This window comes from Gemmobacter aquaticus (genome assembly GCF_007859075.1).
Taxonomy (GTDB): Bacteria; Pseudomonadota; Alphaproteobacteria; order Rhodobacterales; family Rhodobacteraceae; genus Gemmobacter; species Gemmobacter aquaticus.
The window spans coordinates 271,662-296,064 of the sequence record NZ_VOAK01000020.1; the positions used below are offsets into that span (position 1 = coordinate 271,662).

Genomic DNA, 24,403 nt, shown 5'->3' on the forward strand with positions numbered 1-24,403 from the left:
AAGCAGTTTTGAAACGAGGAACACATCATGGCCGCTTATGAAACGAGCCGCACCGCGCCGTTTGGCGCCATCACCACCTACCGCGTCGTCCAGTTCGTCGGGACGATCTTTGCCGCAGTTTCCGAATGGAATGACGCACGCGTCACCCGTGCGGCCCTGGAAAAACTGTCGGACCGTGAACTGGACGATATCGGTCTTTGCCGTGGTGACATCTACCGCATCGGCACCAAGGGGTAATCGAATCTCTGCCATATCGGGATATCCCGAACATGCCGAAGGCCGCCTCCAGTTGGATGCGGCCTTTCTGCTTTTGTGATGATCCGGTCAGCCGACCAGACGCTGCACCTGTTCCGAGAACCAGACCGTGATCGGGTCAGCCTGCATGAACACGCCCCCCAGCCATTCAAGTCCCTGGCCGCTGAGCATATGCTCCACGCGTTCCTGATAGAGGCTGTCGCCGACCTGATAATGCAGGGCGACTTTTACTGCCATGAAGCCGAAGATGACGATCATCAGCGGCGCGACAAGGCGCAGGCGACGACGGACAGGGCGGTAGTAGTGCGACCGACCCAGCGTTCCATTCGCCTCAAAACCCAAACCACGGCTGCGAGCATTCTCCAGCCGGGCGACGCGATCATAAAATTCCGAGAGATTATCTTGTGACATGTCAACCAACCCAATCGATACGGCCAAATGGCCTGAACAATCGGGCACCCAACACAAAGGGAGCCCTTGCGTAAACAGGTAAGGCTGAAATATGGCAATAATGTGGCGATGGTCTTGTTTCGGCCGTATTTCAGGCCCTTAGCATGACCAGAGTCGACCATTCACCAATGTCTTCGCGTGCATCCAGCGAGAATCCTGCGGCAAGATAGGCGTCGGTGACCGCCTCGGCCTGCACGACGAGAAGACCCGAGAGAATCGCCCGCCCACCCGGCGCAACATGGTCAGCCATTGGCGGGGCCAGTTCGATCAGCGGCCCCTTAAGGATATTGGCGAAAACCAGATCGAACGGGGCGGCCGCGGCAATCCGTGGGTGATCAAAGCCCGCAGCCTCAAGGCATGCGACCCGACCTTCCAGCCCGTTGATGGCCACATTCGCCTCGGCCACATCCACGGCGACGCGGTCGATATCAGAGGCGAGGATCAGCGCATCGGGCAGCACCGATGCCGCCGCCAGCGCAAGCACCGCTGTGCCGCAACCGATATCGGCGACCTTTGCGGGGCGGACGCCCGCCTCGAAAAGTCGATCGAAGGCCCGCAGGCAGCCCAGCGTGGTTCCATGATGGCCCGTACCGAAGGCGACCGTCGCCTCGATCTGCAGGGCGATGCGGCCCTCGGGCACCTTGTCGGCGTCATGGCTGCCATAGACGAAGAAGCGCCCGGCCTCGACTGGCGCCAGTTCGCGGCGGACATGGGCGACCCAGTCGATCTCGGGCAGTTCCGACATCGCAAAGGGCTTGGCCTCAAACGCCAGTGCCAGAACGTCGAGGATCACCTCATTGGGCTTTTCAACGAAATAGGCGCCGACCTCCCAAAGGCCGGAATCATCCTCGATCTCAAAGACGCCGACGCCCACCGGCGCCGGGTCCATCTTTTCGACCGCATCCGCCAGGGCCTGCGCGGCATCTTCCCCCATCAGGGTGGTCAGGGCGGAATAGGTTGGCATCGCAGAGCTCCTCGGCGTGGGGTTACCTGCCGCGATAGCCCTCGCGCGCGCGGCGGTCAAGCGGCGGTCAAGCGGCGGTCAACCCGAACGTCAGGCGCGTACGCCCAGACCGATGGGGCAGGTGACGCCGGTGCCGCCGATCCCGCAATAGCCGTTGGGGTTCTTCGCCAGATACTGCTGATGATAGTCTTCGGCGAAGTAGAAGGTCGGGACGGGCAGGATTTCGGTTGTGATCGTCCCGCGCCCGGCGGACGTCAGCGCCGCCTGATAGGCCGCTTTCGACGCCTCGGCGGCCGATTGCTGTTCGGGGCTATAGGTATAGATGCCCGAGCGGTAGGTTGATCCCACGTCGTTGCCCTGCCGCATGCCCTGCGTCGGGTCGTGATTCTCCCAGAAGAGCTTCAGAAGTTCTTCATATGACACCAGCGACGGGTCATAGATCACCCGTACCACCTCATTATGCCCGGTCAGCTGGGTGCAGGTCTCCTTGTAGGTGGGGTTGGGCGTGTAGCCGCCCGCATAGCCCACCATGGTCAGCCAGACGCCCTTGTGCTGCCAGAACTTGCGTTCGACGCCCCAGAAGCACCCCATGCCGAACATTGCCTCGGCAAACCCCGCAGGGACGGGGGACTTGAGGTCGAGCCCAGAGATGAAATGCGGCTCGGTCACCGGCATCGGTTCTGCCCGGCCGGGCAGGGCATCCTCGGGCGAAACCATCCGCATCTTGTCAGTTGAGAAAAAGCCGAACACGCGCGCCTCCTTTATTGAGTTCTGAATATAGGGCGCGCCCGTCAGAGCGCCAGATCACTCGGCCCCGGATCACTCGGCCGGTGTCAGGATAGGGCCGGGGCCCCGCATCTCGCGCAGGCGGGTCTCGTTGCCCGCGCTTGGGTTGCGCGGCACCAGAAGCGCCAGCAGGATTTGCGCAAAGGCGATGCCCGCAGCCAGGATGAAGACATAGTCCGGCGACGTGGCCCAGATGTAGCCCAAGCCCGCCGGCAGGAAGACCGCCGCGATGTGGTTGATCGTGAAGGAAACGGCGGCCGATGTCGCCATATCGGTCGGATCGGCGATCTTCTGGAAGTAGGTCTTGTGCGAAAAACTGATGGCGAAAAAGATGTTGTTCGCGACATAGAGCGCTGCCGCGACCCATCCGGGCAGGGCAAACCAGAACAGGCAGCCATAGCCCACAAAGACGAAGAAAAGTCCTGTGAACTCGATCAGCATGGCTTTCTGCTCGCCAAAGCGCGCGACAAACCGGCCAATGGCTGGCGCCGTCACCATATTGGCGACGAATGTGATCAGCATCAGCGCCGTCACTTGATGCACGGCGTAGCCGTAGTGTTCCACCATCATGAAGGCCGCAAAGACGACGAAGATCTGCCGGCGCGCGCCGTTCAGCATTTCGAACAGGTAATAAAGCCAGTAGCGCCGGCGCAGGACGATGGACTTGCGCTGTTTGTGTTCAGCCTCAAACTGCGGAAAGGCGAGCAGTGCAAAGATCGCGATCAGCACGCAAAGCCCGCCCGAGGCCATGAAGACAAAGTTGAACGAAAGATCGAAGGTCTTCCAGAAGAGCACGATCAACCCATAGGCCACCAGCGAGGCAATTGACCCCGCCGCCACCAGTTTTCCAAGAATCCTGGGCGCATCGGTCTTGGCCAGCCATTGGAGTTGCAGCGACTGGTTGCAGCTTTCGTAGTAGTGAAACCCGACCGACGAGATGAACGTCACGATCAGGATGCCGCCAAATGTCGGGAACCAGGCCGTAACCGCCGTCGCGCTGCCCAGCAGGATAAGCATAAGGCCCGCCATGACCTGCTCGCGGATGACCAGAAGGAAAAGCAGAACACCCACAGCCAGCAAGCCGGGGATCTCGCGCACCGTATGCAGCCAACCGATCTCGACGCCGGTAAACCCCGCTGCCTCGATGACAAAGTTGTTCAGAAGCGCCGACCAGGTGGCAAAGGCCAGCGGCATCGCCACCGCCATCAGGAACAGCAGCGTGGTGGGCTGACGCCAGCGGGGCAGATGCCGGGCCTCGGCAATGGGAAGTGTGCGCGTGAACATGCGCAAGGTTCTACGCCCGGACCGGGCGAGGGGCGAGAGCGGAATTGTTGCGGGAACAATTCGGCCGGGAAGGGGGCGCTCGCGCCCCCTCGGCGCGTGCCGCGCCTCACCCCCTGAGGATATTTGGAAAAGGAAAGCAGGCGGGATGTGCGTGCAGGCTCTTTCCTTTCGCAAATATCCTCGGGGGGAAAGGCCGAAGGCCTTTGGGGGGCAGACAGCCCCCCAATTCCGGCTCCGAAGTCAGAAAAAGCTCTGCGGATCGATGTCGACCGCGACACGCAGGTTCGCAGGCGGGCGCAGCTGACCCAGCCACTCGGCAATCGCGGGCTGTAGCGTGGTCTGCCGGTCGGCCTTGATCAGCAGCCGCACGCGATGTCGGCCCCGGATGCGTGCGATCGGAGCGGGGGCCGGGCCGTACAGCATGGCGCCCACCCGGCGCAACGGGCCGTCGCGGCGGGCAAGCTCCGCGCCATAGTCAAAGACCTGCGCCACATCGGGGCCTGAAAGGATGATCCCGGCCATCCGGCCAAAGGGCGGCACGCCAGCGGCGCGGCGTTCGGCGGCCTCGGCCTTCCAGAACGCCTCTTCGTCGCCGCCGAGGATAGAGCGGATGACCGGATGCTCTGGCTGGCAGGTCTGCAAAAGGGCAAGCCCCCGCCGTTCGCCGGTGCGCCCCGCACGCCCGGCGACCTGCCGCATCAGCTGAAAGGTGCGCTCGGCCGCGCGCATGTCGCTGCCTTGCAGGCCCAGATCGGCGTCGATGACGCCGACCAGTGTCAGCAGCGGGAAGTTGTGCCCCTTGGCGACGATCTGGGTGCCGATGATGATGTCGGCCCCGCCTGCCGCGATCTCTTCGATGCGTTCCTTCAAGGCGCGGGCCGAACCGAAAAGGTCTGACGACAGGATCGCCAGCCGCGCCTCGGGGAAGCGTTCAGCCACCTCTTCTGCTAGCCGCTCCACGCCGGGGCCGACCGGGGCCATGCGCCCTTCCACCCCGCAGGATGGGCAGGCGACCGGCACAGGTTTTGTCGCGCCGCATTGGTGACAGACCAGACGGCCAAGGAAACGGTGTTCGACCATCCGCGCGTCGCAGGCATCGCAGCCCACCTGTTCGCCGCAGGCCCGGCAGAGCGTGACAGGCGCATAGCCCCGGCGGTTCAGGAACAGAAGCGACTGCTCACCTGCCGCCTGTCGCGCCTGCACAGCCGCGGCGAGCGGATCAGAGATCCAGCGATTGCTGGCAAGGCGCTCGGCGCGCATGTCGATGGCGCGCATCTCGGGCAGTTCGGCGCTGCCGTAGCGCGCACCCAGATCGAGCCGCGTATACCGCCCCTGATCGGCATTGACCCAGCTTTCAAGGCTGGGCGTGGCCGAGGCCAGCACCACCTGCGCCCCGCAGATCGACGCGCGCAAGACTGCCATGTCGCGGGCGTTGTAAAAGGCCCCTTCCTCTTGCTTGTAAGAGGTGTCGTGCTCCTCGTCGACGACGATCAGGCCAAGCTGCTGGAACGGCAGGAACAGCGCCGAGCGCGCGCCGACGACCATCTGAGCGCGACCCTCGGAGACCATCTTCCACAGGCGGCGACGTTCGGTCTGTGTCGCGCCCGAATGCCATTCCGCAGGGCGCGCGCCGAAGCGGGCCTCGACGCGGGTCAGGAACTCTGCCGTCAGCGCGATTTCAGGAAGCAGGACAAGGGCTTGGCGCCCGTTCCGCAAGCATTCGGCGACGGCCTCAAGATAGACCTCGGTCTTGCCCGATCCGGTCACGCCTTTCAGAAGCGTCGTGCCATACCCACCCTGGGCGACCGCCTTCACCAGCGCCTGCGCCGCCGTGACCTGATCGCCCAGCAGGGTCGTGCTGCCGGTGGGCGTCAGATCCGGGTAGGGCAGATCGCGCGGGGCCTCGACCTCGGCCAGCACGCCAGCGGTGACAAGCCCCTTGACCACCGAGGCCGAACAGTCGGCCGCGTCCGTCAACTCGCCCAGCGTCACCGCCGCGCCACCAAAGCCGCGCAGCGCCTCGATCACGCGCAGCCGCGCATCGGTCAACCGGTTCGGCACCGGACCCGACAGCCGGTAGACCCGGCGCTGGCCCGGCGGCTCTCCCAGTCCCGGCGCGCGGGTGGCAAGGCGCAGCATCGCGGGCAGGGGCGTCATCGTATAGTCGGCGGCCCGTGTCAGGAACTGGCGCAACTCGGCCCGCATCGGGCGGGCATCAAGAACGCGGGTCACGCTGCGCAGACGGTTTTCGTCAAAGCTGCCATCCCCCGGACCCCAGACCACGCCCAGCATCCGGCGCGGTCCGAGCGGCACTTCCACAAAGTCGCCGGTGCCGCAGCCGCCTTCGGGCGCGCGATAGTCCAGCACGCCCGTCAGAGCGCGCCCCAAGGGTTCGGTCAGCAGCACGCCGACCCGTTCGCCCTCTGCAAAGACCCGCTCCACCGTCACGCCTCTCTTTCCCCTGCCGCCCCTTTGGGCTAATACGGCCCCGAGAGCGCCCGCAACCCCAAGAGGACCCGCACGATGAAATTCTTCGTCGATACCGCCGATGTGGCCGCCATTGCCGAACTCAATGATCTCGGCATGGTCGATGGCGTCACCACCAACCCGTCGCTGATTCTGAAATCGGGCCGCGACATTCTTGAGGTGACGAAAGAGATCTGTTCGATCGTTTCGGGCCCCGTCTCGGCCGAGGTCGTGGCCCTGACCGCTGACGAGATGATCGCCGAAGGCCGCAAGCTGGCCGAGATCGCGCCCAACATCACCGTGAAGGTGCCGCTGACCTGGGACGGCCTCAAGACCTGCAAGGTGCTGTCGGGCGAGGGCAAGATGGTCAACGTGACGCTGTGCTTCAGCGTCAATCAGGCGCTGATCGCGGCCAAGGCTGGCGCGACCTTCATCTCGCCCTTCGTGGGCCGTCTGGATGACATCAACCTCGATGGCATGGACCTGATCTCCGACATCCGTCAGGTCTATGACAACTACGGCTTCGACACGCAGATCCTCGCCGCCTCGATCCGCTCGGCCAACCACGTCACCCAATGCGCGCTGGTTGGGGCCGACGTCATGACTGCGCCGCCCGCCGTGATCAAGGCGCTGGCCAGCCACCCGCTGACCGACAAGGGGCTTGATCAGTTCATGAAGGACTGGGCAAAGACCGGCCAGAAGATCGTCTGATCCGGCAAATCCTTTCAGGCGGCCTGCGGAAATCCGCGGGCCGCTTTTTCATTGCGGCATTTCTGCGCGACATTTGGCTGGTTTGCCTGCTACTCTGCGTCAACAATCAACAATGGGCCGGAGTTCAATGGGCCAGAGCAAAATCGAGCCGGACCTGCGCGACCGCATCCTTGAGAAGCCCGAGATGATCCTCGAGGACAGCGACCTGATGCGCGCGCTTATCTCGGCCAACGACAGGATGATCGGCGAGAATGTCATCGACCTGCGCGGAATCGCGATGGAGCGGTTGGAAACCCGGCTGGAGCGGCTGGAGGATACCCACCGCACGGTGATTGCGGCCGCCTATGAAAATCTCGCCGGCACCAATCAGGTGCATCGCGCGATCCTGCAGATGCTGGATCCGCTGGGGTTTGAGGATTTCCTGACCAGCCTTTCGGGCGAGGTGGCGCAGACCCTGCGGGTGGACAGTATCCGCCTTGTGCTGGAGTCGGTGCAAGGGGCGGCCGATCCCGCGTTGCGCCGGCTGGGTGAGGTGCTGTGTGTGGCCGAGCCGGGGTTCATCGCGGAATACATCAGCGGCGGTCGCAACATCAGCCTGCGGCAGGTGACGCTGCGCCAGACCATCGCCCCGTCGGTCCTGGTGTTCGGCGAGGCTGACGCAATCCGCTCCGAGGCACTGATGCGGCTCGATTTCGGGCAGGGGCGCTTGCCGGGGCTGCTGGCGATGGGGTCGACCGATCCTTGGCATTTCAAGCCCACGCATGGCACCGATCTTTTGTCTTTCTTCGCCGGGGTGTTCGAACGCACCATGCGGCGCTGGCTTTCGTAAGCGATCTGGCATGAGCGTTTTTGCATGAGCGATCTGGCGATTTCTCCGGCCGCGCGCGCGGCGCTGGCGGAATGGCTCTCGCATCTGCGGGCACTGGACGGGCGGGCGCAGAAGACGATCGACGCCTATGCAACCGACGTGCGCGGATGGCTGGCCTTTCTGTCAAACCATCGCGGTGGAACCGAAGGGTTGCGCGCATTGGCCGAGGTGCCTGTGTCCGATCTGCGCGCATGGATGGCGCATGAACGGGCGCGCGGCGTGCAGCCCCGGTCGGTGGCGCGGGCGCTGTCGGCAGTCAAGGGGTTTACCGCCTGGCTCTCGGATCGGCAGGGGGGCGATGCGACGGCGGTCCTTTCGGCCCGTGCCCCGCGCTTTCAGAAAAAGCTGCCCCGCCCGCTTACGGTGGAGGGTGCTGCAGATGTGCTCGACAGCGTGGGCGACGACGCGCGCGAGCCCTGGATCGCAGCACGTGATACAGCTGTGGTGACGCTGCTCTATGGGTGCGGTCTGCGGATATCCGAGGCGCTTGGCCTGACAGGGGCCGACCATCCGCTGCCCGAAGTGCTGCGCATTCGCGGCAAGGGCGGGAAAGAGCGGCTTGTGCCCGCGCTTCCTGTCGCGCGTGAGGCCGTGGCGCGCTATGTTGCGCTGTGCCCCTTTGATCTTGCGTCCGACGGCGCGCTCTTCCGGGGCGCGCGCGGTGGCGCGCTGAACCCGCGCATCATCGCGGCCGCGATGGAGCGGACGCGCAACCGGCTGGGTCTGCCCGCGACTGCAACGCCACATGCCCTGCGCCACAGCTTTGCGACGCATCTTCTGGGGGCCGGAGGTGACTTGCGGTCGATTCAGGAGTTGCTGGGCCATGCCTCGCTTTCGACCACCCAGGCCTACACAGCCGTCGACGCCGCCCGCCTGATGGAGGTCTATGCCCGCGCCCACCCGCGCGCGGCGGGCTGAAGCGCCGAGATGCGCGGGTAGATGTTGCTTTTCAGCCGTTGATCGGTGAAATGGTCCAAATGTCGATACGTCTCAAAGCCCTGTTCGTTCATCTTTTCACGGCCACCGGAGCTGTGCTCGCCATGCTCGCCATGCTGGAGGCGGTGCAGGAGCGATGGGACATGATGTTCCTGTGGCTGGTCGTCGCGCTTTTCGTGGATGGGCTCGATGGTCCGCTGGCGCGCAAGTATGACGTCAAGCACAACTGGCCCACCTATGACGGTGTGCTGCTCGATCTGATCATCGACTATCTGACCTATGTATTCATCCCGGCGTTCGCGCTGTTTCAGTCGGGGCTGCTGCCGGGCTGGACTGGCTGGACCGCGATCATCGTGATCACCTATGGCTCGGTCATCTATTTCTGCGACACCCGGATGAAGACTAAGGACTGGTCCTTTGCGGGCTTTCCGGCCTGCTGGAACATGTTCATCCTGGTGATGTTCGCGCTGAAACCCGGAGAAGGCGTAATCCTTGTCTGTGTCATCGCGCTGACCATCGCGATGTTCACCAACCTCAAGTTCGTGCACCCGACCCGCACACAGCGCTGGAAGGCGATCACGCTTCCCATGTCGCTGGCCTGGACATTCTTTGCGGGGTGGGCGGCCTGGGTTGATTTCCATCCGGCAAGCTGGGCGCATTGGGGGCTGGTCGTCACCTCGCTCTACCTGACCTTCGCCGGCATCGTCCAGGAAGGGATCCCTGAGCGGGCCAGCGACGCCTGAGCGTGGCTGGGGTGCCGGGGGCGGTGGCCGCCCCCGGATGGTGCAGTCAGAACACTACTCCCATGCGCAGGATGAAGCAGCCGAAAGGCCGGTTCTCGGTGGTGCGAACCACTGCGAAAGTCTTTGCCGCATGGGCGTAGAAGGCCTGCCGTTCAATCGATCTGACCTGTGCGCCTTCGGGCAGGGCGGCGGTGATCACCGCCAGTGCCTCGACATGCACCGGATCAGGCGTGTCGCCGGCGCCATCCCGCTCCATCCACAGGGCGCCATAGTCGGTAAAGCCGTCCAGCGGCATCAGCCGGGTAATCAGGTCAAGGGCCTCGACCACATTCACGCCAGACAGGTCAACGACTCGCCCCGTGCGTGTCGGGACAGAGAAGGCAGGGTAATTGCTGTCGACCACCAGAATCTCGTCGCCATGCCCTAGCCGCATCAGCACATCCATAAGGTCCGGCGTGACCCGTGGATCAATTCCCTTCAGCATTGCAATCCTCCTCTCGCGGCATGTTGAGCGTCGCGGCAAAACACACTAATCCCCGCGCAGGTTTGCAGGAGTGGATGATGGACGCAACCGCAGTCGAGGCGTTGTTCACACGTGCGTCGGGAGATTATCTCGTTGCGCGGTGGGGGCGGCCCATTGTGCCGGTCGTCTTCGGCGTCGATGACGCGACGCTGGCGGTGGTCAAGGGTGCGGTAGAGGCGGTGGTCATGCTGGCCGGGCACCGCATGGCCGAAACCGACCCTGAGCTGGGCGCCAACCTGATGCTCTTCTTTTTCCGGGACTGGGCAGAACTGCCCGAGGTTCCGAACCTCGACCGGCTGGTGCCTGATCTTGGTCCGCTCTGCGCACGCCTGAAGGCCGAGGGCGCGAACCAGTATCGCGCCTTTCGCTTTGATGCCAACGGCGCGATCAAGGCCTGTTTCGTCTTCATCTGCATGGATGAAAGCCTTTCAGAGGTTCCGGCCGAGACGCTCGCGCTCAATCAGGCGGCGCAGATGATCCTGCTGTGGTCGGACCGCGCCTTTGCCGAAACTTCGCCTCTGGCTTTGGCTGGGGATACGGTGATCCTGCGGCCCGAGATCGGGGCGGTGATCCGCGCCGCCTATGATCCTGTGATGCCTGACGTTGCGCGTGATGCGACCCACGCCTTGCGCATCGCTGCTCGCATAGCCCAGATGGGGGAATAGCGATGCACCGCCATCCCGTTCGCGTCTATTACGAGGATACCGATGCCGGGGGCATCGTCTATCACGCCAACTACCTGAAATTCGCCGAGCGGGCCCGGTCGGAGTGGGTGCGTGCATTGGGTCTTGACCAAAAGCGACTGCGCGAAGAACGCGGGCTGATCATCGTTGTGCGGCGGATGGAGGTCGATTTCCTGCGTCCGGCGCTGTACGACGACCTGCTGGAGGTGACCACCACCCTGCGCGGGCTCGGCGGTGCCCGGATCGAGCTGGATCAGGCGGTTCTGCGTGGTGACGAAAAACTCTTTGCGGCCGTGGTAACGCTGGTCTGCGTTGGCACCGACGGTCGCGCCGCGCGTCTTCCCGAGGATCTGCGGACCCTTCTGAGCGGCTGATCCTGTTGCTGCAATGCGGCATCGCGATCGGCGATCTCGGCGGAATGTGGCTATCTGACGAGGATGTGTTGGCATTCCCCCTCAAATCGCGATAGAATCACTGGTAATAACGGGCCCGACAGCGGCCTTGATGATAAAGAGCAGGCGTAATGAACACCGAAACCCTTGCGGCGGCGCAGGAGATCGATTTCTCCATGCTCGCGCTTTTCCTTCGCGCGACCTTTACCGTCAAACTGGTGATGATCGGGCTTCTGGTCATGTCCTTCTGGTCGTGGGCGATCATCATTCGCAAACACATGATGTATCGCGAGGCACGCGCCGAGGCGGATACCTTCGACCGCGCTTTCTGGTCAGGTGAGCCGCTGGACGAGCTGTTTGAAAAGATCGGTCCGACGCCCGAGGGGCAGAGCGAAAAGATCTTTGCCGCCGGCATGATCGAATGGCGGCGCAGTCACCGGTCGGACGGCGGGCTGATCGCCGGGGCGCAGTCGCGGATCGATCGCGCCATGGATGTGGCGATCGCGCGCGAAAGCGAGTCGCTGAATTCCGGCCTGTCGTTCCTGGCAACCGTGGGTTCAACCGCGCCGTTCATCGGGCTTTTCGGCACGGTGTTCGGGATCATGCATGCCTTTACCGAAATTGCCGCGACCAAGAACACCGACCTTGCCACCGTGGCGCCGGGGATCGCCGAGGCGCTGATGGCGACGGGCATCGGCCTTGTTGCCGCTATTCCGGCGGTGGTCTTCTACAACAAGCTGAACGCCGACAGCGAACGCATTCTGGGCGGCTATGAAGCCTTCGCAGACGAATTCGCCACGATCCTTTCACGCCAGCTGGACGCCTGAGCGATGGGTGCCGGGGTCGTCAAGAAATCGGGCGGAGGCGGGCGTCGCGGGCGGCGTCGCGGCTCTTCGGCCTCGATGTCCGACATCAACATCACGCCCTTCGTGGACGTGATGCTTGTGTTGCTGATCATCTTCATGGTCGCCGCGCCCATGCTGACCGTGGGCGTGCCGGTGGAGCTGCCGGAAACCGCCGCCGCAAGCCTTCCGACGGAACAGGAAGAGCCTCTGGCGATCACCATTGCTGCCGATGGCAAGCTGTTCATCATGAACACTGAGGTCGCCGAGGAAGAGCTGATCCCCAAGCTGCAGGCGATCGCGGCCGAGCGTGCCTCGGACAAGGTGTTCCTGCGCGCCGATGGCACGGTTCCTTATGAACGGGTTGCCCAGGTCATGGGGGCCCTGAACGGCAATGGCTTCCGCAACATCGGTCTTGTGACCGATAGCAATGGCCCGCTGATGGGCGGCGCGACCGGCGGCGCCTCTGCGGCGCCGAACGAGGGCTGAGGATCGCCCATGTTCCGCGACATGGACAGAAGCTTCGTGGTTTCCGGGGCAGGGCATTTCGTCCTGATCCTCTGGATTCTGTTCGGAGATTTCCTGTTCAGCCCACCCGCTCCGCCGGAAATGGCGGTCACCGAAGTCTCCATGGTGTCCGAGGCCGAATTCAACGCGATGATGGCTGGTGCGGGCGAGCCTGCAGAGCCGCCGCCCAGCGAGACGGCGACCGAGGCCCCCGCCGTCAGCACGCCGCCGCGTCCGCGCCCGCAGCCCCCTCAGCCGGAGGCCGAGCCTGAGCCCGCCCCGGTGGATGAGACGCTACCCGAAGAAGTTGTGCCCCAGCCCGAGGACGTGCCTGAACCCATCGCCCCCCCGGCCGAGGTCGAGCAGCCCGTTCCCGCGCCGCCCTCGTCGCGTCCGCCGCGTCCGCGCCCGTCGCTGCGGGTGGCCCAGACCCCGACCGAGGCCCCGCCCGAGGACGTGGTTGAAGCCGAAGAGGTACAAGAGCGCGTGACCGATGCGCCGACGCCCGAGCAGGCGACCGAGACCGAGACGCAAGAGGCGACCGCCCCGCCGGAGGCTGCGACCGAGATCGTGACCGAGGCGGAAGAGGTCGAGGAGGCGCCGACGCTGGCCCCCACCAGCTCCAAGCGCCCGAAGTCGCGCCCGCGTCAGCCGGTCCGCACCGCCGAACCTGCCGAGGAAGCCCCGGCCGAGACCGTGGCGGAAGCCCCGGCAGAGGCGTCCGCCGAGACCCCGGCCGAGCCCGAGACCGATACGCAGGCCGTGGATGATGCCGTGGCGGCGGCAATCGCGGCCGAGGCGGCCAGCTCCGCCCCGTCCGAGAGCACCTCGTCAGCGCCCGCAGGCTCGATTGCCGCCAACGGCCCGCCGATGACGGCGGGGGAAACCGACGCGCTGCGTGTCGCGGTGGAACGCTGCTGGAACGTGGGCGCCTTGTCGACCGAGGCGCAGCGGACAACGATTTCGGTCAACGTGACCGTTGGGCAAGACAAGAAACCGGTCAGCGCCTCGATCACGCTCGCGGGCACCAACGGCTCTGACGCGGCGACCCGGCAGGCGTTCGAGGCGGCCCGACGCGCAATCCTGCGCTGCGGGGCACAGGGCTTCCCGCTTCCTGACGACAAGTATGAAACCTGGCGCGAGCTGGAGCTTATCTTCGACAAGGGCAGGGTGGGGTTGTAATGCGGGCACATATTTTGCCCGTGCAGTGGAATTCGCCCGCGTGGGCTGGCCCCTTCCGGTCGGCTGCGGCATAGAGACAGAAACGGGCTGGCGTCGTCTGGCCGTAGGAACAGGATAAGAGGGTCTGATGAGCCGACTCCGTCACATCTTCACCGCCGCAGTTGCCGCGGCGACCATCGGCGCAGGGGCGCTGGTGTCCACGCCCGCCGAGGCGCGGCTGACGATCACGCTGGGCACCCCGGTCATCGAGCCGATGCCCTTTGCACTTCCGACCTTTGTTGACGAGGGGGGCGCCGGCGGTCTGGCGGCAGAGATCAGTGCAGTGGTTGCCGGTGACCTGATCGGTACCGGGCTGTTCGAGCAGATCCCGCAGAACGCCTATATCCAGCAGGTGAGCTCTTTCGACGCGGCCGTATCGTACCCGGATTGGCAGGCAATCAACGCGCAGGCGCTGATCACCGGTGCGGTTCAGGCGGGCGGCGGTCAGGTGGCCGTGAAGTTCTGCCTGCATGACGTGTTTGCCAATGGCACGCTGGGCGAATGCATGCAGTTCGCGGGCGATCAGGGCAGCTGGCGCCGCGTGGCGCACAAGGTGGCGGATGCCGTCTACAGCCGCATCACCGGCGAGGGCGGCTATTTTGACAGCCGCGTGGTCTTCGTGGCCGAAAGCGGGCCCAAGAACCAGCGGCAGAAGCGTCTGGCCGTGATGGATTATGATGGCGCCAATGTGAACTACCTGACCGACAGCTCGTCGATCGTGCTGGCGCCGCGGTTCTCGCCCACGGGCGACCGCATCCTGTTTACCTCGTATTCCTCAGGCTTCCCGCAGATCTATCTGATGGATGTGAACAGCCTGCAGATCCGCTCGCTGGGCGAACAACCGGGCACCATGACCTTTGCGCCGCGTTTCTCGCCCGATGGCCGCAAGGTTGTGTTCAGCCTCGAACGCGGCGGCAACTCGGACATCTATCTGCTCGACATCGGCTCGGGCGGCCTGACTCAGCTGACGAATGCTCCCTCGATCGAGACCGCGCCCTCGTTCAGCCCCGATGGGTCCGAGATTGTCTTTGAAAGCGACCGCTCCGGTGGGCAGCAGATCTATATCATGTCTGCCTCGGGCGGCGAGCCGCGCCGCATCTCTGGCGGGGCCGGGCGCTACGGCACCCCGGTCTGGAGCCCGCGCGGCGACTATATCGCCTTCACCAAGCAGAACCAGGGCCGGTTCCACATCGGCGTCATGCTGACGGATGGGACCGAAGAAAAGCTTCTGACCTCGTCCTACCTCGACGAGGGCCCGACCTGGGCGCCGAATGGCCGGGTGATCATGTTCACCCGCCAGCCCCCGGGCGAGGGTTCGCCGCAACTCTGGACCGTGGATACCTCGGGCCGGGTGTTGCGCCCGGTGCAGACCGAAACCGCCGCCTCCGACCCTGCATGGTCGCCGCTGCTGCCCTGACAATCGCCGCGCCGCCGATTCCCCCGGCGGCGCAAAGCTGATAATGATGATCCCGAACATGGCCCGTTTGCAGGGCTGTCGAGCCGGACAAGGAAGGAACAAGACATGGCGTATATGACCAAAGCCCTGCTGATCGTGGCCGCGCTCGGCCTTGCGGCGTGCAAGAACCCTGATCGTTACGGCGCGGGTGGCGCCGGCGGTGCGGGCGGTGTTGGGGCCGGTGGCGTGAACGGCACGGGTCTGGGCAGCGCAAGCGACCCGACCTCGGTTGCCTACTTCCAGCAAACGCTGGGTGACCGGGTATTCTTCCTCGTCGACCAGTCGACGCTGAGCGACGAGGCCCGTGGAATCCTGACCCGTCAGGCCCAGTGGCTGCAGCAGAACGCCGACTATGCCATCATCATCGAAGGCCATGCCGACGAACAGGGCACCCGTGAGTACAACCTTGCTCTTGGCGCGCGCCGTGCATCTGCGGTGCAGAACTTCCTGATCTCGCAAGGCGTGTCGGCCAACCGGATGCGTACGGTCTCCTACGGCAAGGAACGCCCGATCGAGGTTTGCGCGCAGGAAGCCTGCTTTGCCAAGAACCGTCGCGCCGTGACGGTGCTGTCGATGGGCGCGGGGGCCTGATCTGATGCGCTTGCGCCTTCTTGCGCTGACGCTGGTGCTGGTACCCGGACTTGCCTTCGCGCAGGACCGGGCGCAGACGCTGGCCGATATCAAGACCGAGCTTGCCTCGCTGAACGGTGAGTTCAACGCGCTGAAGAACGAGTTGATGACCAGTGGCGCCGTGCAAAGCGGTGCGGCTGGCGGCTCGGCGCTGGAGCGTCTGGATTCCATCGAGCAGGCGCTGATCCGGCTGACGGCACAGACCGAACAGGTCGAGCTGAAGGTGAACCGCGTCGTGACCGACGGCACCAACCGGATCGGGGACCTCGAATTCCGCGTGACCGAACTTGAAGGCGGAGATATCGGCGCCCTGCCGCCAACGCCCCCGCTGGGTGGAGAGAGCTCGGCCCCGGCCGTGGCATCGCCGATCCCGTCCCCTGCTGCCCCGACCTCTGGGGGTGCCGAGCTTGCCGTCGGCGAACAAGAGAGCTTTGACCGGGCCAAGGGGGTGCTCGGTCAGGGTGACTTTCGAGCCGCCGCGCAAGAGTTTGAAGCCTTTACGCAAGCCTACCCGGGCAGCCCCCTGATGCAGGAGGCGCAGATCCTTCGAGGTGATGCGCTCAAGCAGATGGGTGAGACGGCCAATGCGGCGCGGTCTTATCTGGACGCGTTCTCGGGCCGGCCTGACGGGACGATGGCGGGCGACGCGCTTGTGCGCCTTGGCGGCGCGCTGGCCGATCTGGGCCAGACACAAGAGGCCTGCGTGACGCTGCAAGAGGTTGGCGTGCGCTTCCCGGCCAGCGCCGCCTCGGTCGAGGCGCAGGGAAGGCTCGCCACGCTGGGCTGCCAATGACGCGGACGCCGGCGAAGGGGGGCACCGCCCGCCTTCTTTTCGATGTCGCGCAATCTTTGCAAAAGGCGCGGGGCACTAGTCCCGCGCCTTTTGACATCGGGGTTGCGGTTTCAGGCGGTGGTGACTCGATGGCGCTGCTGCACCTTGTAGCGCAGCTTGCGCCAGAGACGGGCGCGCGGGTTCATGCCGTGACGATCGATCACGGTCTGCGCCCCGAAAGTGCCGACGAGGCGCGGATGGTGGCGCAATTCTGCGAAGGGTTGGGCATTGCCCATGCCGTGCGGCGATGGCAGGGACCAGCCCCGACCGGAAACCTGATGGATCAGGCACGGCAGGCGCGCCGGGACCTGATCGCGCACTGGGCGCAGGCGCAGGGGATCGGCCATGTGTTTCTGGGCCATACCGCCGACGATCAGGCCGAGACATTCCTCATGATGCTTGCCCGCCGCAGCGGGATTGACGGGCTTGCCGGGCTGCGCCCGGAATGGATCGAAGTTGATATCCACTGGCACCGCCCATTGCTTGGGCAGGGGCGCGAGGCTTTGCGCGACTATCTGCGCGGCGCGGGTGTGGCCTGGGTGGATGATCCGTCAAACGAGAATGACCGCTTTGCCCGCGTTCGGGCGCGCAAGGCGCTGCGCTGTCTTGCTCCACTGGGGCTTCATGCTGACGACATCGCGGCGGCCGCAAGCCATCTGGCGATGGCACGTCAGGTCATCGTGGGGGCGGTGCATGACTGGTCCGTCGGGCATGTCACTCAAGGTGCAGGTGCGCTTTCCTTCTCGCCTGACGCCTTTGCAGAGGCCCCGGTCGAGCTGCGCCGCCGACTGCTGATCTCGGTCCAGCGCTGGATCGGCGGAACCAGCTACCCGCCGCGTGAGGCCGATCTGGCGCGCCTGATCTCGGGCTTGCTGTCCGGCAGGGACGCCACGCTGGGCGGTGTGCGGTTCCGCCAGACGAAGGGACAGATTGCCGCCAGCCGCGAGCCGCGTGCGGCCATGGGGCCGGTGCCTCTTGGGCAGATCTGGGATCATCGGTGGCAGGTAAGCGGGCCGGCAGAGCCAGGCTTGACCATCGCAGCGCTTGGGGCTGAGGGGCTGCGCCAATGCCCCGACTGGCGCGACCATGGGTCGCGCGAAGCGCTGATCGTCAGCCCCGCCGTCTGGCAGTCCGGCACGCTGATCGCGGCACCTTTGGCCGGTTTGCCGGGCGATTGGTGCGCGCAACTCTGCCCTGATTTCGGAATGTTCATATTGGCGCATTGAACCCCCGCGCCAGATGTCTATTTTAGGGCTATATCGCGCAGGTCCGCCTGACGCACCTGCACTTCAAGGAGTTCCCCTGTGGGCAACGCACGCAATATCGCCTTCTGGGTTGTGCTGTTCCTGTTGATTCTGTTTCTTTTCAACATGTTCAACGGCACGACCACCACCCAGACCTCGCGCAATCTGTCGTATTCCGAGTTCATGCAGCGCGTCGATGAAGGGCAGGTGACCAGCGTCACCATTGATGGCGAGAGGATTCTCGTGCGCGGAAAGGATGGAAGCACCTATGCAACCGTCAAGCCGCAGGACGAACAGATCACCGAAAGGCTGATCTCCAAGAACGTCGAAGTTCGGGCCGAGCCGCAGGAACAGTCGGGTTTCATGTCGCTTCTGGGCGTCTGGTTGCCCTTCATCGTGCTAATCGGCATCTGGATTTTCTTCATGAACCGGATGCAGGGCGGCGGCAAAGGCGGGGCGATGGGCTTTGGCAAGTCGCGCGCCAAGTTGCTGACCGAAAAGCATGGCCGCGTGACGTTTGACGATGTTGCCGGCATCGATGAGGCCAAGGAAGAACTTGAAGAGATCGTCGAGTTCCTGCGCAACCCGCAGAAATTCTCGCGCCTCGGCGGCAAGATTCCCAAGGGTGCGCTGCTGGTGGGCCCGCCGGGCACCGGCAAGACGCTGCTTGCCCGCGCCATTGCGGGTGAGGCGGGCGTACCTTTCTTCACCATCTCGGGCTCTGACTTTGTCGAGATGTTCGTGGGCGTCGGCGCAAGCCGCGTGCGCGACATGTTCGAGCAGGCCAAGAAGAACGCCCCCTGCATCGTCTTCATCGACGAGATCGACGCCGTGGGCCGCGCGCGTGGTGTCGGCATTGGCGGCGGCAATGACGAGCGCGAGCAGACGCTGAACCAGCTTCTGGTCGAGATGGACGGGTTTGAGGCGAATGAAGGCGTCATCATCGTGGCGGCCACCAACCGCAAGGATGTGCTGGACCCCGCGCTGCTGCGCCCTGGCCGCTTTGACCGCCAGATCCATGTGCCGAACCCCGATATCAAGGGCCGTGAAAAGATCCTGACCGTTCATGCCCGCAAGGTGCCGCTTGGTCCCGACGTCGATCTGCGTACCATCGCGCGCGGAACGCCGGGCTTCTCGGGTGCGGACCTCATGAACCTTGTGAACGAGGCGGCGCTGATGGCTGCCCGCGTCGGTCGTCGCTTCGTCACCATGGATGACTTCGAGAATGCGAAGGACAAGGTGATGATGGGGGCGCAGCGCCGTTCGATGGTGCTGACGCAGGACCAGAAGGAAAAGACCGCCTATCACGAGGCTGGCCACGCCATCGTCGGCATGGCGCTGCCCAAGTGCGATCCGGTCTACAAGGCCACCATCATTCCGCGTGGCGGTGCGCTTGGCATGGTCGTCAGCCTGCCCGAGATGGACCGGCTGAACATGCACAAGGACGAAGCCAAGCAGAAGATCGCCATGACCATGGCGGGCAAGGCCGCCGAAATTATCAAGTATGGCGAAGAGGGGGTATCCTCGGGCCCGGCCGGTGACATCCAGCAGGCATCGAGCCTTGCGCGCGCCATGGTGATGCGGTGGGGCATGTCCGACAAGATCGGCAATATCGACTATGCCGAGGCGCATGAGGGCTATCAGGGCAACACCGCAGGTTTCTCGGTCTCGGCACATACCAAAGAGATGATCGAGGATGAGGTGAAGAGCCTGATCGACGACGGCTATCAGGAGGCACGCCGCATCCTGCTTGAAAAGTCCGAAGAGTTCGAACGCCTCGCCCGTGGTCTTCTGGAGTACGAAACCCTCACAGGCGACGAGATCCGCAAGGTCGTCGCGGGTGAGGCACTCGGCGGCGACGACAGCGGCTCATCCGGTGATGGTGGCTCGTCGGTGATCTCGGTACCCAAGACCAAGCCCAAGACGGCGCGGCCCGAAGGCGGGCTTGAGCCCGAACCCACGGCATGACCGCCAGACCGCAAGACTGGAGCCCCGGAACCTACGCAAGGTTCCGGGGTTTGCGTTTGCGCCCGGCAATGGATTTGCTGGCGCAGGTCGGGGATCTGCCCGACGGGCCGGTCGTGGATCTGGGCTGCGGCGATGGCGCCGTTGGCCCTGCGCTTCGGCAGGCGTTTCCGGGGCGGCGGCTGATCGGGGTCGATAGCTCGCCTGCCATGCTCGCCCAGGCACGCGGCTATGACGCTCTGGTCGAGACCGACATCGCGACATGGCATCCGGCCGGGCGGCCTGCGCTGATCTTTTCCAACGCGGCCCTGCAATGGCTGGGCCGCCATTCGCAGCTGATGCCGCATCTGGCGCGGCTGCTGGTGGCGGACGGCGTTCTGGCCGTGCAGATGCCGGGTCAAAGCCTCGCACCGTCGCACGCCCTGCTGCGTGAAACCGCCGCGCGGCTGTTTCCAGATCACTTCGACTTTGCCGACTATCAACCGCCGGTCGCAACGCCGGACGACTACTGGCGGATGCTGTCCTATCTGGGGCAGGTAAGCGCGTGGGAGACCACCTACCTGCAGCATCTTCCCGCGCAGGCCGAAGGGCATCCGGTGCGCGCCTTTACCGAAAGCACGGCGATGCGGCCTTTTCTTCAGCGCCTGACCGAGTCTGAGGCCCAACACCTGCGGTCAGCCTATGATCTGGCGTTGGAAGTTGCCTATCCGCGCCTGCCCGACGGGGGTGTTCTGATGCCCTTCCGCCGCGTGTTCTTTGTTCTGCACGTCACGGGGTGACGTCCGCGGACCGCCGCCGCCCTGATCGCGCATCGCGTAGAGGCCCGCGCCATCAAGCGATCGGGGGCAAGGCGCAATTCCCGGCGCAAAACAGCGCACTGGTGTCGCAATTGGCCCGGTGAATGCCGCTTCCGGGCCGTAGCCTGCGGCGCAGGGACGGCGCACATGGCAATCGGGAGGATTACGGATGGCTTTCAGGTCAGATATCGAGATCGCACGGGATGCGAAGAAGAAACCGATCCAGCAGATCGGCGAACGCCTGGGCATCCCGAGTGAACACCTGCTGCCCTATGGCCACGACAAGGCCAAGGTCAGTCAGGAGTTCATCGCCAGCCTGAAAGACAGGCCCGAGGGCAAGCTGGTTCTGGTCACCGCGATCAACCCGACGCCGGCGGGTGAGGGCAAGACCACAACCACCGTCGGGTTGGGTGATGGCCTGAACCGGATCGGCAAGAAGGCGGTGATCTGCATCCGTGAGGCCAGCCTTGGCCCGAACTTTGGCATGAAGGGCGGTGCCGCCGGCGGAGGCATGTCCCAGGTCGTGCCGATGGAGGAGATGAACCTGCATTTCACCGGCGATTTCCATGCGATCACCTCGGCCCACAACCTGCTGGCTGCGATGATCGACAACCACATCTACTGGGGCAACACGCTGGGCATCGATGAGCGCCGTGTGACCTGGCGGCGGGTGATGGACATGAACGACCGCGCGCTCCGCGATATCGTCGTGAGCCTAGGTGGCGTGTCGAACGGCTTTCCGCGCCAGACGGGGTTTGACATCACAGTGGCGTCCGAGGTCATGGCAATCCTCTGTCTGTCGAACGATCTGGCGGATCTTCAGGAACGGTTGGGCCGGATCGTCGTGGCCTATACGCGGGACAAGCAACCGATCACCTGCCGCGATATCAAGGCAGACGGTGCGATGACGGTGCTGCTGAAAGACGCGATGCAGCCAAACCTCGTGCAGACGCTGGAGAACAACCCCGCCTTTGTGCATGGCGGCCCGTTCGCCAATATTGCCCACGGCTGCAATTCGGTCATCGCGACGCGCACGGCGCTGAAGCTGGGTGAGTATGTGGTGACCGAGGCGGGGTTCGGCGCCGACCTCGGCGCTGAAAAGTTCTTTGATATCAAGTGCCGCAAGGCCGGGCTCAAACCATCAGTCGCGGTGATCGTGGCCACGGTGCGTGCGATGAAGATGAACGGTGGCGTCGCCAAGGCCGATCTGGGGGCCGAGAACGTGGCGGCTGTGCAGAAGGGTTGCCCGAACCTTGGCCGTCACATCTCCAACGTGAAGGGCTTCGGGGTGCCGGTGGTTGTGGCGATCAACCATTTCCATTCCGACACCGAGGCCGAGATTCAGGCGGTCAAGGATTACGTCGCGGGGCAGGGGGCGGAGGCGATCCTCTGCAGACATTGGGCGATGGGGGGCGAGGGCATCGAAGATCTGGCCCGCAAGGTGGTTCAACTTGCCGAAGCCGGTGCGTCGCATTTCGCGCCGCTTTACCCGGATGACATGCCGCTTTTCCAGAAGATCGAAACCATTGCGCGCCGTATCTATCACGCGGATGCCGTGATCGCCGACAAGGCGATCCGGGATCAGTTGAGAGTGTGGGAGGCCGCGGGCTATGGGAACCTGCCGATCTGCATGGCAAAGACGCAGTACTCGTTCTCGACCGACCCCAACCTGCGCGGGGCGCCGACTGGCCACTCGGTCCCGGTGCGCGAGGTGCGGCTTTCAGCGGGGGCGGGCTTCATCGTGGTGATCTGCGGCGAGATCATGACGATGCCGGGCCTGCCCAAGGTTCCCTCGGCCGAGATGATCCGGCTGAACGATCAGGGGTTTGTCGAAGGGTTGTTCTGACGCACTTGCGCTCTGCCGGACAAGGGGCTACCTCGCGCTCAGCATCGCTGGAGGACCGGGATGAGAGCCCCGCAAGACTGCCGGAACATGGCCGAACTGCGCACCGAGATCGACGCGCTGGATGGCCGCATCATTGAACTGCTCGCGCGGCGTGTGGCCTATATCGACCGCGCCGCCGAGCTGAAGCCGGCCGAAGGCCTGCCCGCGCGGATCGACTCGCGGGTGGAAGAGGTCGTGCAACGCGTTCGCAGCCGGGCCGAGACCGAGGGGTTCGACCCCGTGCTGGCGGAACGGATCTGGCGCCAGTTGATCGACTGGTCCATCGCGCGTGAGGAACAGACGCTTGGCCGTTAGGCCGGGCAGTCAGGCAAGGTTTGGCATCCCGTCCACCCCGGCGGTGGGCGCATTCAGGAGACTGCAATGACGGCGACCATCATCGACGGCAAGGCCTTCGCGGCAAAGGTGCGGGCGCAGGTCGCCGAACATGTCGCGCGGCTGCGCGAAGAGCAGGGCGTCCAGCCTGGTCTGGCGGTGGTTCTGGTGGGTGAAGATCCGGCGAGCCAGGTTTATGTCGCCTCCAAGGGCAAGCAGACGGTCGAGGTCGGCATGGCCTCGTTCGAGCACAAGCTGCCTGCCGACACCTCTGAAGAGGTGCTGCTGAACCTGATCCGCCAGCTGAACGCCGACCCGAATGTGCACGGCATTCTGGTGCAACTGCCGCTTCCGGGGCATCTGAATTCGGAACTGGTGATCAATTCGATTGACCCGGCCAAGGATGTGGACGGCTTCCATATCTCTAACGTGGGGCTTCTGGGCACCGGGCAGAAAAGCATGGTGCCCTGCACGCCGCTTGGCTGTCTGATGATGCTGCGCGACCACCACGGCAGTCTTGCAGGCATGAACGCGGTTGTGGTTGGCCGGTCCAACATCGTGGGCAAGCCCATGGCGCAGCTTTTGCTGGGCGACAGTTGCACGGTCACCATCGCGCATAGCCGCACGCGCGATCTGCCTTCGGTCTGCCGGGGCGCCGACATTCTGGTCGCGGCAGTGGGCCGGCCCGAGATGATCAAGGGGGACTGGGTCAAGCCCGGCGCCACGGTGATCGACGTGGGCATCAACCGGATTGAACGAGACGGCAAGACGCGGCTGGTGGGCGACGTGGATTTCGCGGCGGCAGCAACTGTCGCGGGGGCGATTACGCCTGTACCGGGCGGCGTGGGGCCGATGACCATCGCCTGCCTGCTGGCCAATACCCTGACCGCCTGCTGCCGCGCGCTGGCACTGCCCGAGCCGAAGGGCCTCACGGTCTGATCATCGCGCCCTCTGCCCCCGCCCAAGGGCTGCGGCATAGGGGACTGCAAGCGCCCGCTGTCCGGTAAGGATCGCGAGCGCCCCGGCGCCCATCAGTGCGGCAAGTACCGGCGCATCGCAGGACAGCCCTCCGGTGTAGCGTCCATAGGCCGGCAGGATCAGGCGGTCCGGGTCCGATACCAGAAAGCAGGGGGCCGCCTGTCCCGCAAGCCGCGCCTTGGGATGAAAATGCCCCGAGACCTCGGCCCGCGCGTCCGGCGCCGCCTCGTGCCGGAAGGTCAGCGCGCCGATCGTTACCTCGGCACGGTGTATGCCACCAATCTGGCCTGGACCGGGATCGTGGTTGCCCTCGGCCCAGATCCATTCACGCCCGGCGATCAGCCGCGTGATCCACAGCCGGTCTGCCTCGGCCAGTTCACCTTGCGCCTCCATGTCGTCAAAGCTGTCGCCCAGACAGATCACGCTCCGCGGAGCATGGGTTTCGATATCCGCATCAAGCCGGGCGAGTGTCTCTGACGTCTCATAGGGTGGCAGCAATCCGCCGCCCCGGCGCGCGAGGCGCGCGGATTTGCCAAGATGCAGGTCCGAGACGACCAGCAGCCCCGCATCCGGCCAGAACAACCCGCCCGAGGGCAAGGCCAGCAGCGCGCATCCGGCAAAGGTGAAGGCGTGGCACGACATTGCCAAGCTG

General features: G+C 64.7%; 26 protein-coding genes. 19 read left to right on the forward strand and 7 right to left on the reverse strand.

Features of this window, described 5'->3' with window-relative positions; genetic code table 11:
* Positions 1 to 27: 27 nt before the first annotated feature.
* Positions 28 to 237, forward strand: a complete 210-nt coding sequence (locus FQU74_RS11010; protein WP_146286514.1) for a DUF1127 domain-containing protein — start codon at positions 28 to 30, stop codon at positions 235 to 237.
* Between the two features lie 87 nt (positions 238 to 324).
* Here FQU74_RS11010 and FQU74_RS11015 read toward each other — a convergent pair whose 3' ends face one another.
* From FQU74_RS11015 to FQU74_RS11035, 5 genes are all read right to left on the reverse strand, one after another.
* Positions 325 to 666 carry a hypothetical protein gene (locus FQU74_RS11015; RefSeq protein ID WP_146286515.1) on the reverse strand — a complete coding sequence of 114 codons (342 nt, stop codon included), beginning with the start codon at positions 664 to 666 and terminating at the stop codon, positions 325 to 327.
* Between the two features lie 130 nt (positions 667 to 796).
* On the reverse strand, positions 797 to 1,669 hold the full coding sequence (locus FQU74_RS11020; protein WP_146286516.1) for a 50S ribosomal protein L11 methyltransferase: 873 nt from the start codon (positions 1,667 to 1,669) through the stop codon (positions 797 to 799).
* A gap of 90 nt (positions 1,670 to 1,759) precedes the next feature.
* Positions 1,760 to 2,392, reverse strand: coding sequence for a peptide-methionine (S)-S-oxide reductase MsrA (gene msrA / locus FQU74_RS11025; protein WP_146286651.1), 633 nt, complete (start codon positions 2,390 to 2,392; stop codon positions 1,760 to 1,762).
* A gap of 96 nt (positions 2,393 to 2,488) precedes the next feature.
* On the reverse strand, positions 2,489 to 3,739 hold the full coding sequence (locus tag FQU74_RS11030; protein WP_146286517.1) for an MFS transporter: 1,251 nt from the start codon (positions 3,737 to 3,739) through the stop codon (positions 2,489 to 2,491).
* 240 nt (positions 3,740 to 3,979) lie between these two features.
* Complete coding sequence (locus FQU74_RS11035; protein ID WP_146286652.1) at positions 3,980 to 6,181, reverse strand: primosomal protein N'; 2,202 nt, start codon at positions 6,179 to 6,181, stop codon at positions 3,980 to 3,982.
* An 81-nt stretch (positions 6,182 to 6,262) separates the two neighbouring features.
* Between FQU74_RS11035 and fsa the strand changes: the two genes are divergently transcribed.
* The 4 genes from fsa to FQU74_RS11055 all read left to right on the forward strand — a co-directional run bounded on the left by fsa (position 6,263) and on the right by FQU74_RS11055 (position 9,463).
* Entirely contained in the window at positions 6,263 to 6,916 is a 654-nt protein-coding gene (gene fsa, locus FQU74_RS11040) for a fructose-6-phosphate aldolase (RefSeq protein ID WP_146286518.1), read from the forward strand.
* A 127-nt stretch (positions 6,917 to 7,043) separates the two neighbouring features.
* Positions 7,044 to 7,745 carry a DUF484 family protein gene (locus FQU74_RS11045; protein ID WP_146286519.1) on the forward strand — a complete coding sequence of 234 codons (702 nt, stop codon included), beginning with the start codon at positions 7,044 to 7,046 and terminating at the stop codon, positions 7,743 to 7,745.
* 24 nt (positions 7,746 to 7,769) lie between these two features.
* Positions 7,770 to 8,702, forward strand: a complete 933-nt coding sequence (locus FQU74_RS11050) for a tyrosine recombinase XerC (RefSeq protein ID WP_146286520.1) — start codon at positions 7,770 to 7,772, stop codon at positions 8,700 to 8,702.
* A gap of 59 nt (positions 8,703 to 8,761) precedes the next feature.
* Complete coding sequence (locus FQU74_RS11055; RefSeq protein WP_146286521.1) at positions 8,762 to 9,463, forward strand: CDP-alcohol phosphatidyltransferase family protein; 702 nt, start codon at positions 8,762 to 8,764, stop codon at positions 9,461 to 9,463.
* A 46-nt stretch (positions 9,464 to 9,509) separates the two neighbouring features.
* Here FQU74_RS11055 and FQU74_RS11060 read toward each other — a convergent pair whose 3' ends face one another.
* The gene (locus tag FQU74_RS11060) at positions 9,510 to 9,947 is read right to left on the reverse strand and encodes an RbsD/FucU family protein (protein ID WP_146286522.1); all 438 of its coding nucleotides are present in this window, start codon (positions 9,945 to 9,947) and stop codon (positions 9,510 to 9,512) included.
* Between the two features lie 77 nt (positions 9,948 to 10,024).
* Here FQU74_RS11060 and FQU74_RS11065 point away from each other — a divergent pair, with 77 nt between their 5' ends.
* The 14 genes from FQU74_RS11065 to folD all read left to right on the forward strand — a co-directional run bounded on the left by FQU74_RS11065 (position 10,025) and on the right by folD (position 23,712).
* Positions 10,025 to 10,651 (forward strand): hypothetical protein, encoded by a 627-nt coding sequence (locus tag FQU74_RS11065; RefSeq protein WP_146286523.1) that lies wholly within the window; start codon positions 10,025 to 10,027, stop codon positions 10,649 to 10,651.
* A gap of 2 nt (positions 10,652 to 10,653) precedes the next feature.
* Positions 10,654 to 11,043: a tol-pal system-associated acyl-CoA thioesterase gene (ybgC, locus tag FQU74_RS11070; RefSeq protein ID WP_146286524.1), complete on the forward strand. Its 390-nt coding sequence runs from the start codon at positions 10,654 to 10,656 to the stop codon at positions 11,041 to 11,043.
* A gap of 149 nt (positions 11,044 to 11,192) precedes the next feature.
* Positions 11,193 to 11,888, forward strand: a complete 696-nt coding sequence (gene tolQ, locus FQU74_RS11075) for a protein TolQ (protein ID WP_146286525.1) — start codon at positions 11,193 to 11,195, stop codon at positions 11,886 to 11,888.
* A 3-nt stretch (positions 11,889 to 11,891) separates the two neighbouring features.
* Complete coding sequence (gene tolR / locus FQU74_RS11080; RefSeq protein WP_146286526.1) at positions 11,892 to 12,392, forward strand: protein TolR; 501 nt, start codon at positions 11,892 to 11,894, stop codon at positions 12,390 to 12,392.
* 9 nt (positions 12,393 to 12,401) lie between these two features.
* Positions 12,402 to 13,592, forward strand: coding sequence for a cell envelope biogenesis protein TolA (locus FQU74_RS11085; RefSeq protein WP_308423075.1), 1,191 nt, complete (start codon positions 12,402 to 12,404; stop codon positions 13,590 to 13,592).
* 127 nt (positions 13,593 to 13,719) lie between these two features.
* Entirely contained in the window at positions 13,720 to 15,048 is a 1,329-nt protein-coding gene (tolB, locus tag FQU74_RS11090) for a Tol-Pal system beta propeller repeat protein TolB (protein ID WP_146286527.1), read from the forward strand.
* Positions 15,049 to 15,153: 105 nt separating this feature from the next.
* Positions 15,154 to 15,678, forward strand: a complete 525-nt coding sequence (gene pal, locus FQU74_RS11095; RefSeq protein WP_146286528.1) for a peptidoglycan-associated lipoprotein Pal — start codon at positions 15,154 to 15,156, stop codon at positions 15,676 to 15,678.
* 4 nt (positions 15,679 to 15,682) lie between these two features.
* Positions 15,683 to 16,510, forward strand: a complete 828-nt coding sequence (ybgF, locus tag FQU74_RS11100; protein WP_146286529.1) for a tol-pal system protein YbgF — start codon at positions 15,683 to 15,685, stop codon at positions 16,508 to 16,510.
* The gene (gene tilS, locus FQU74_RS11105; RefSeq protein ID WP_146286530.1) at positions 16,507 to 17,775 is read left to right on the forward strand and encodes a tRNA lysidine(34) synthetase TilS; all 1,269 of its coding nucleotides are present in this window, start codon (positions 16,507 to 16,509) and stop codon (positions 17,773 to 17,775) included. The genes ybgF and tilS overlap by 4 nt, the downstream gene beginning before the upstream one ends.
* Before the next feature lie 78 nt (positions 17,776 to 17,853).
* Positions 17,854 to 19,761, forward strand: a complete 1,908-nt coding sequence (gene ftsH, locus FQU74_RS11110) for an ATP-dependent zinc metalloprotease FtsH (protein ID WP_146286531.1) — start codon at positions 17,854 to 17,856, stop codon at positions 19,759 to 19,761.
* Entirely contained in the window at positions 19,758 to 20,537 is a 780-nt protein-coding gene (locus tag FQU74_RS11115) for a methyltransferase domain-containing protein (protein ID WP_146286532.1), read from the forward strand. The genes ftsH and FQU74_RS11115 overlap by 4 nt, the downstream gene beginning before the upstream one ends.
* Positions 20,538 to 20,724: 187 nt before the next feature.
* Positions 20,725 to 22,401, forward strand: a complete 1,677-nt coding sequence (locus tag FQU74_RS11120; RefSeq protein WP_146286533.1) for a formate--tetrahydrofolate ligase — start codon at positions 20,725 to 20,727, stop codon at positions 22,399 to 22,401.
* A gap of 60 nt (positions 22,402 to 22,461) precedes the next feature.
* On the forward strand, positions 22,462 to 22,755 hold the full coding sequence (locus tag FQU74_RS11125) for a chorismate mutase (RefSeq protein WP_146286534.1): 294 nt from the start codon (positions 22,462 to 22,464) through the stop codon (positions 22,753 to 22,755).
* A gap of 66 nt (positions 22,756 to 22,821) precedes the next feature.
* A complete protein-coding gene (folD, locus tag FQU74_RS11130) occupies positions 22,822 to 23,712 on the forward strand; it encodes a bifunctional methylenetetrahydrofolate dehydrogenase/methenyltetrahydrofolate cyclohydrolase FolD (protein WP_146286535.1) in 891 nt (296 codons plus the stop codon).
* Here folD and pdeM read toward each other — a convergent pair whose 3' ends face one another.
* A complete protein-coding gene (gene pdeM, locus FQU74_RS11135; RefSeq protein WP_146286536.1) occupies positions 23,713 to 24,393 on the reverse strand; it encodes a ligase-associated DNA damage response endonuclease PdeM in 681 nt (226 codons plus the stop codon).
* Positions 24,394 to 24,403 lie beyond the last annotated feature (10 nt).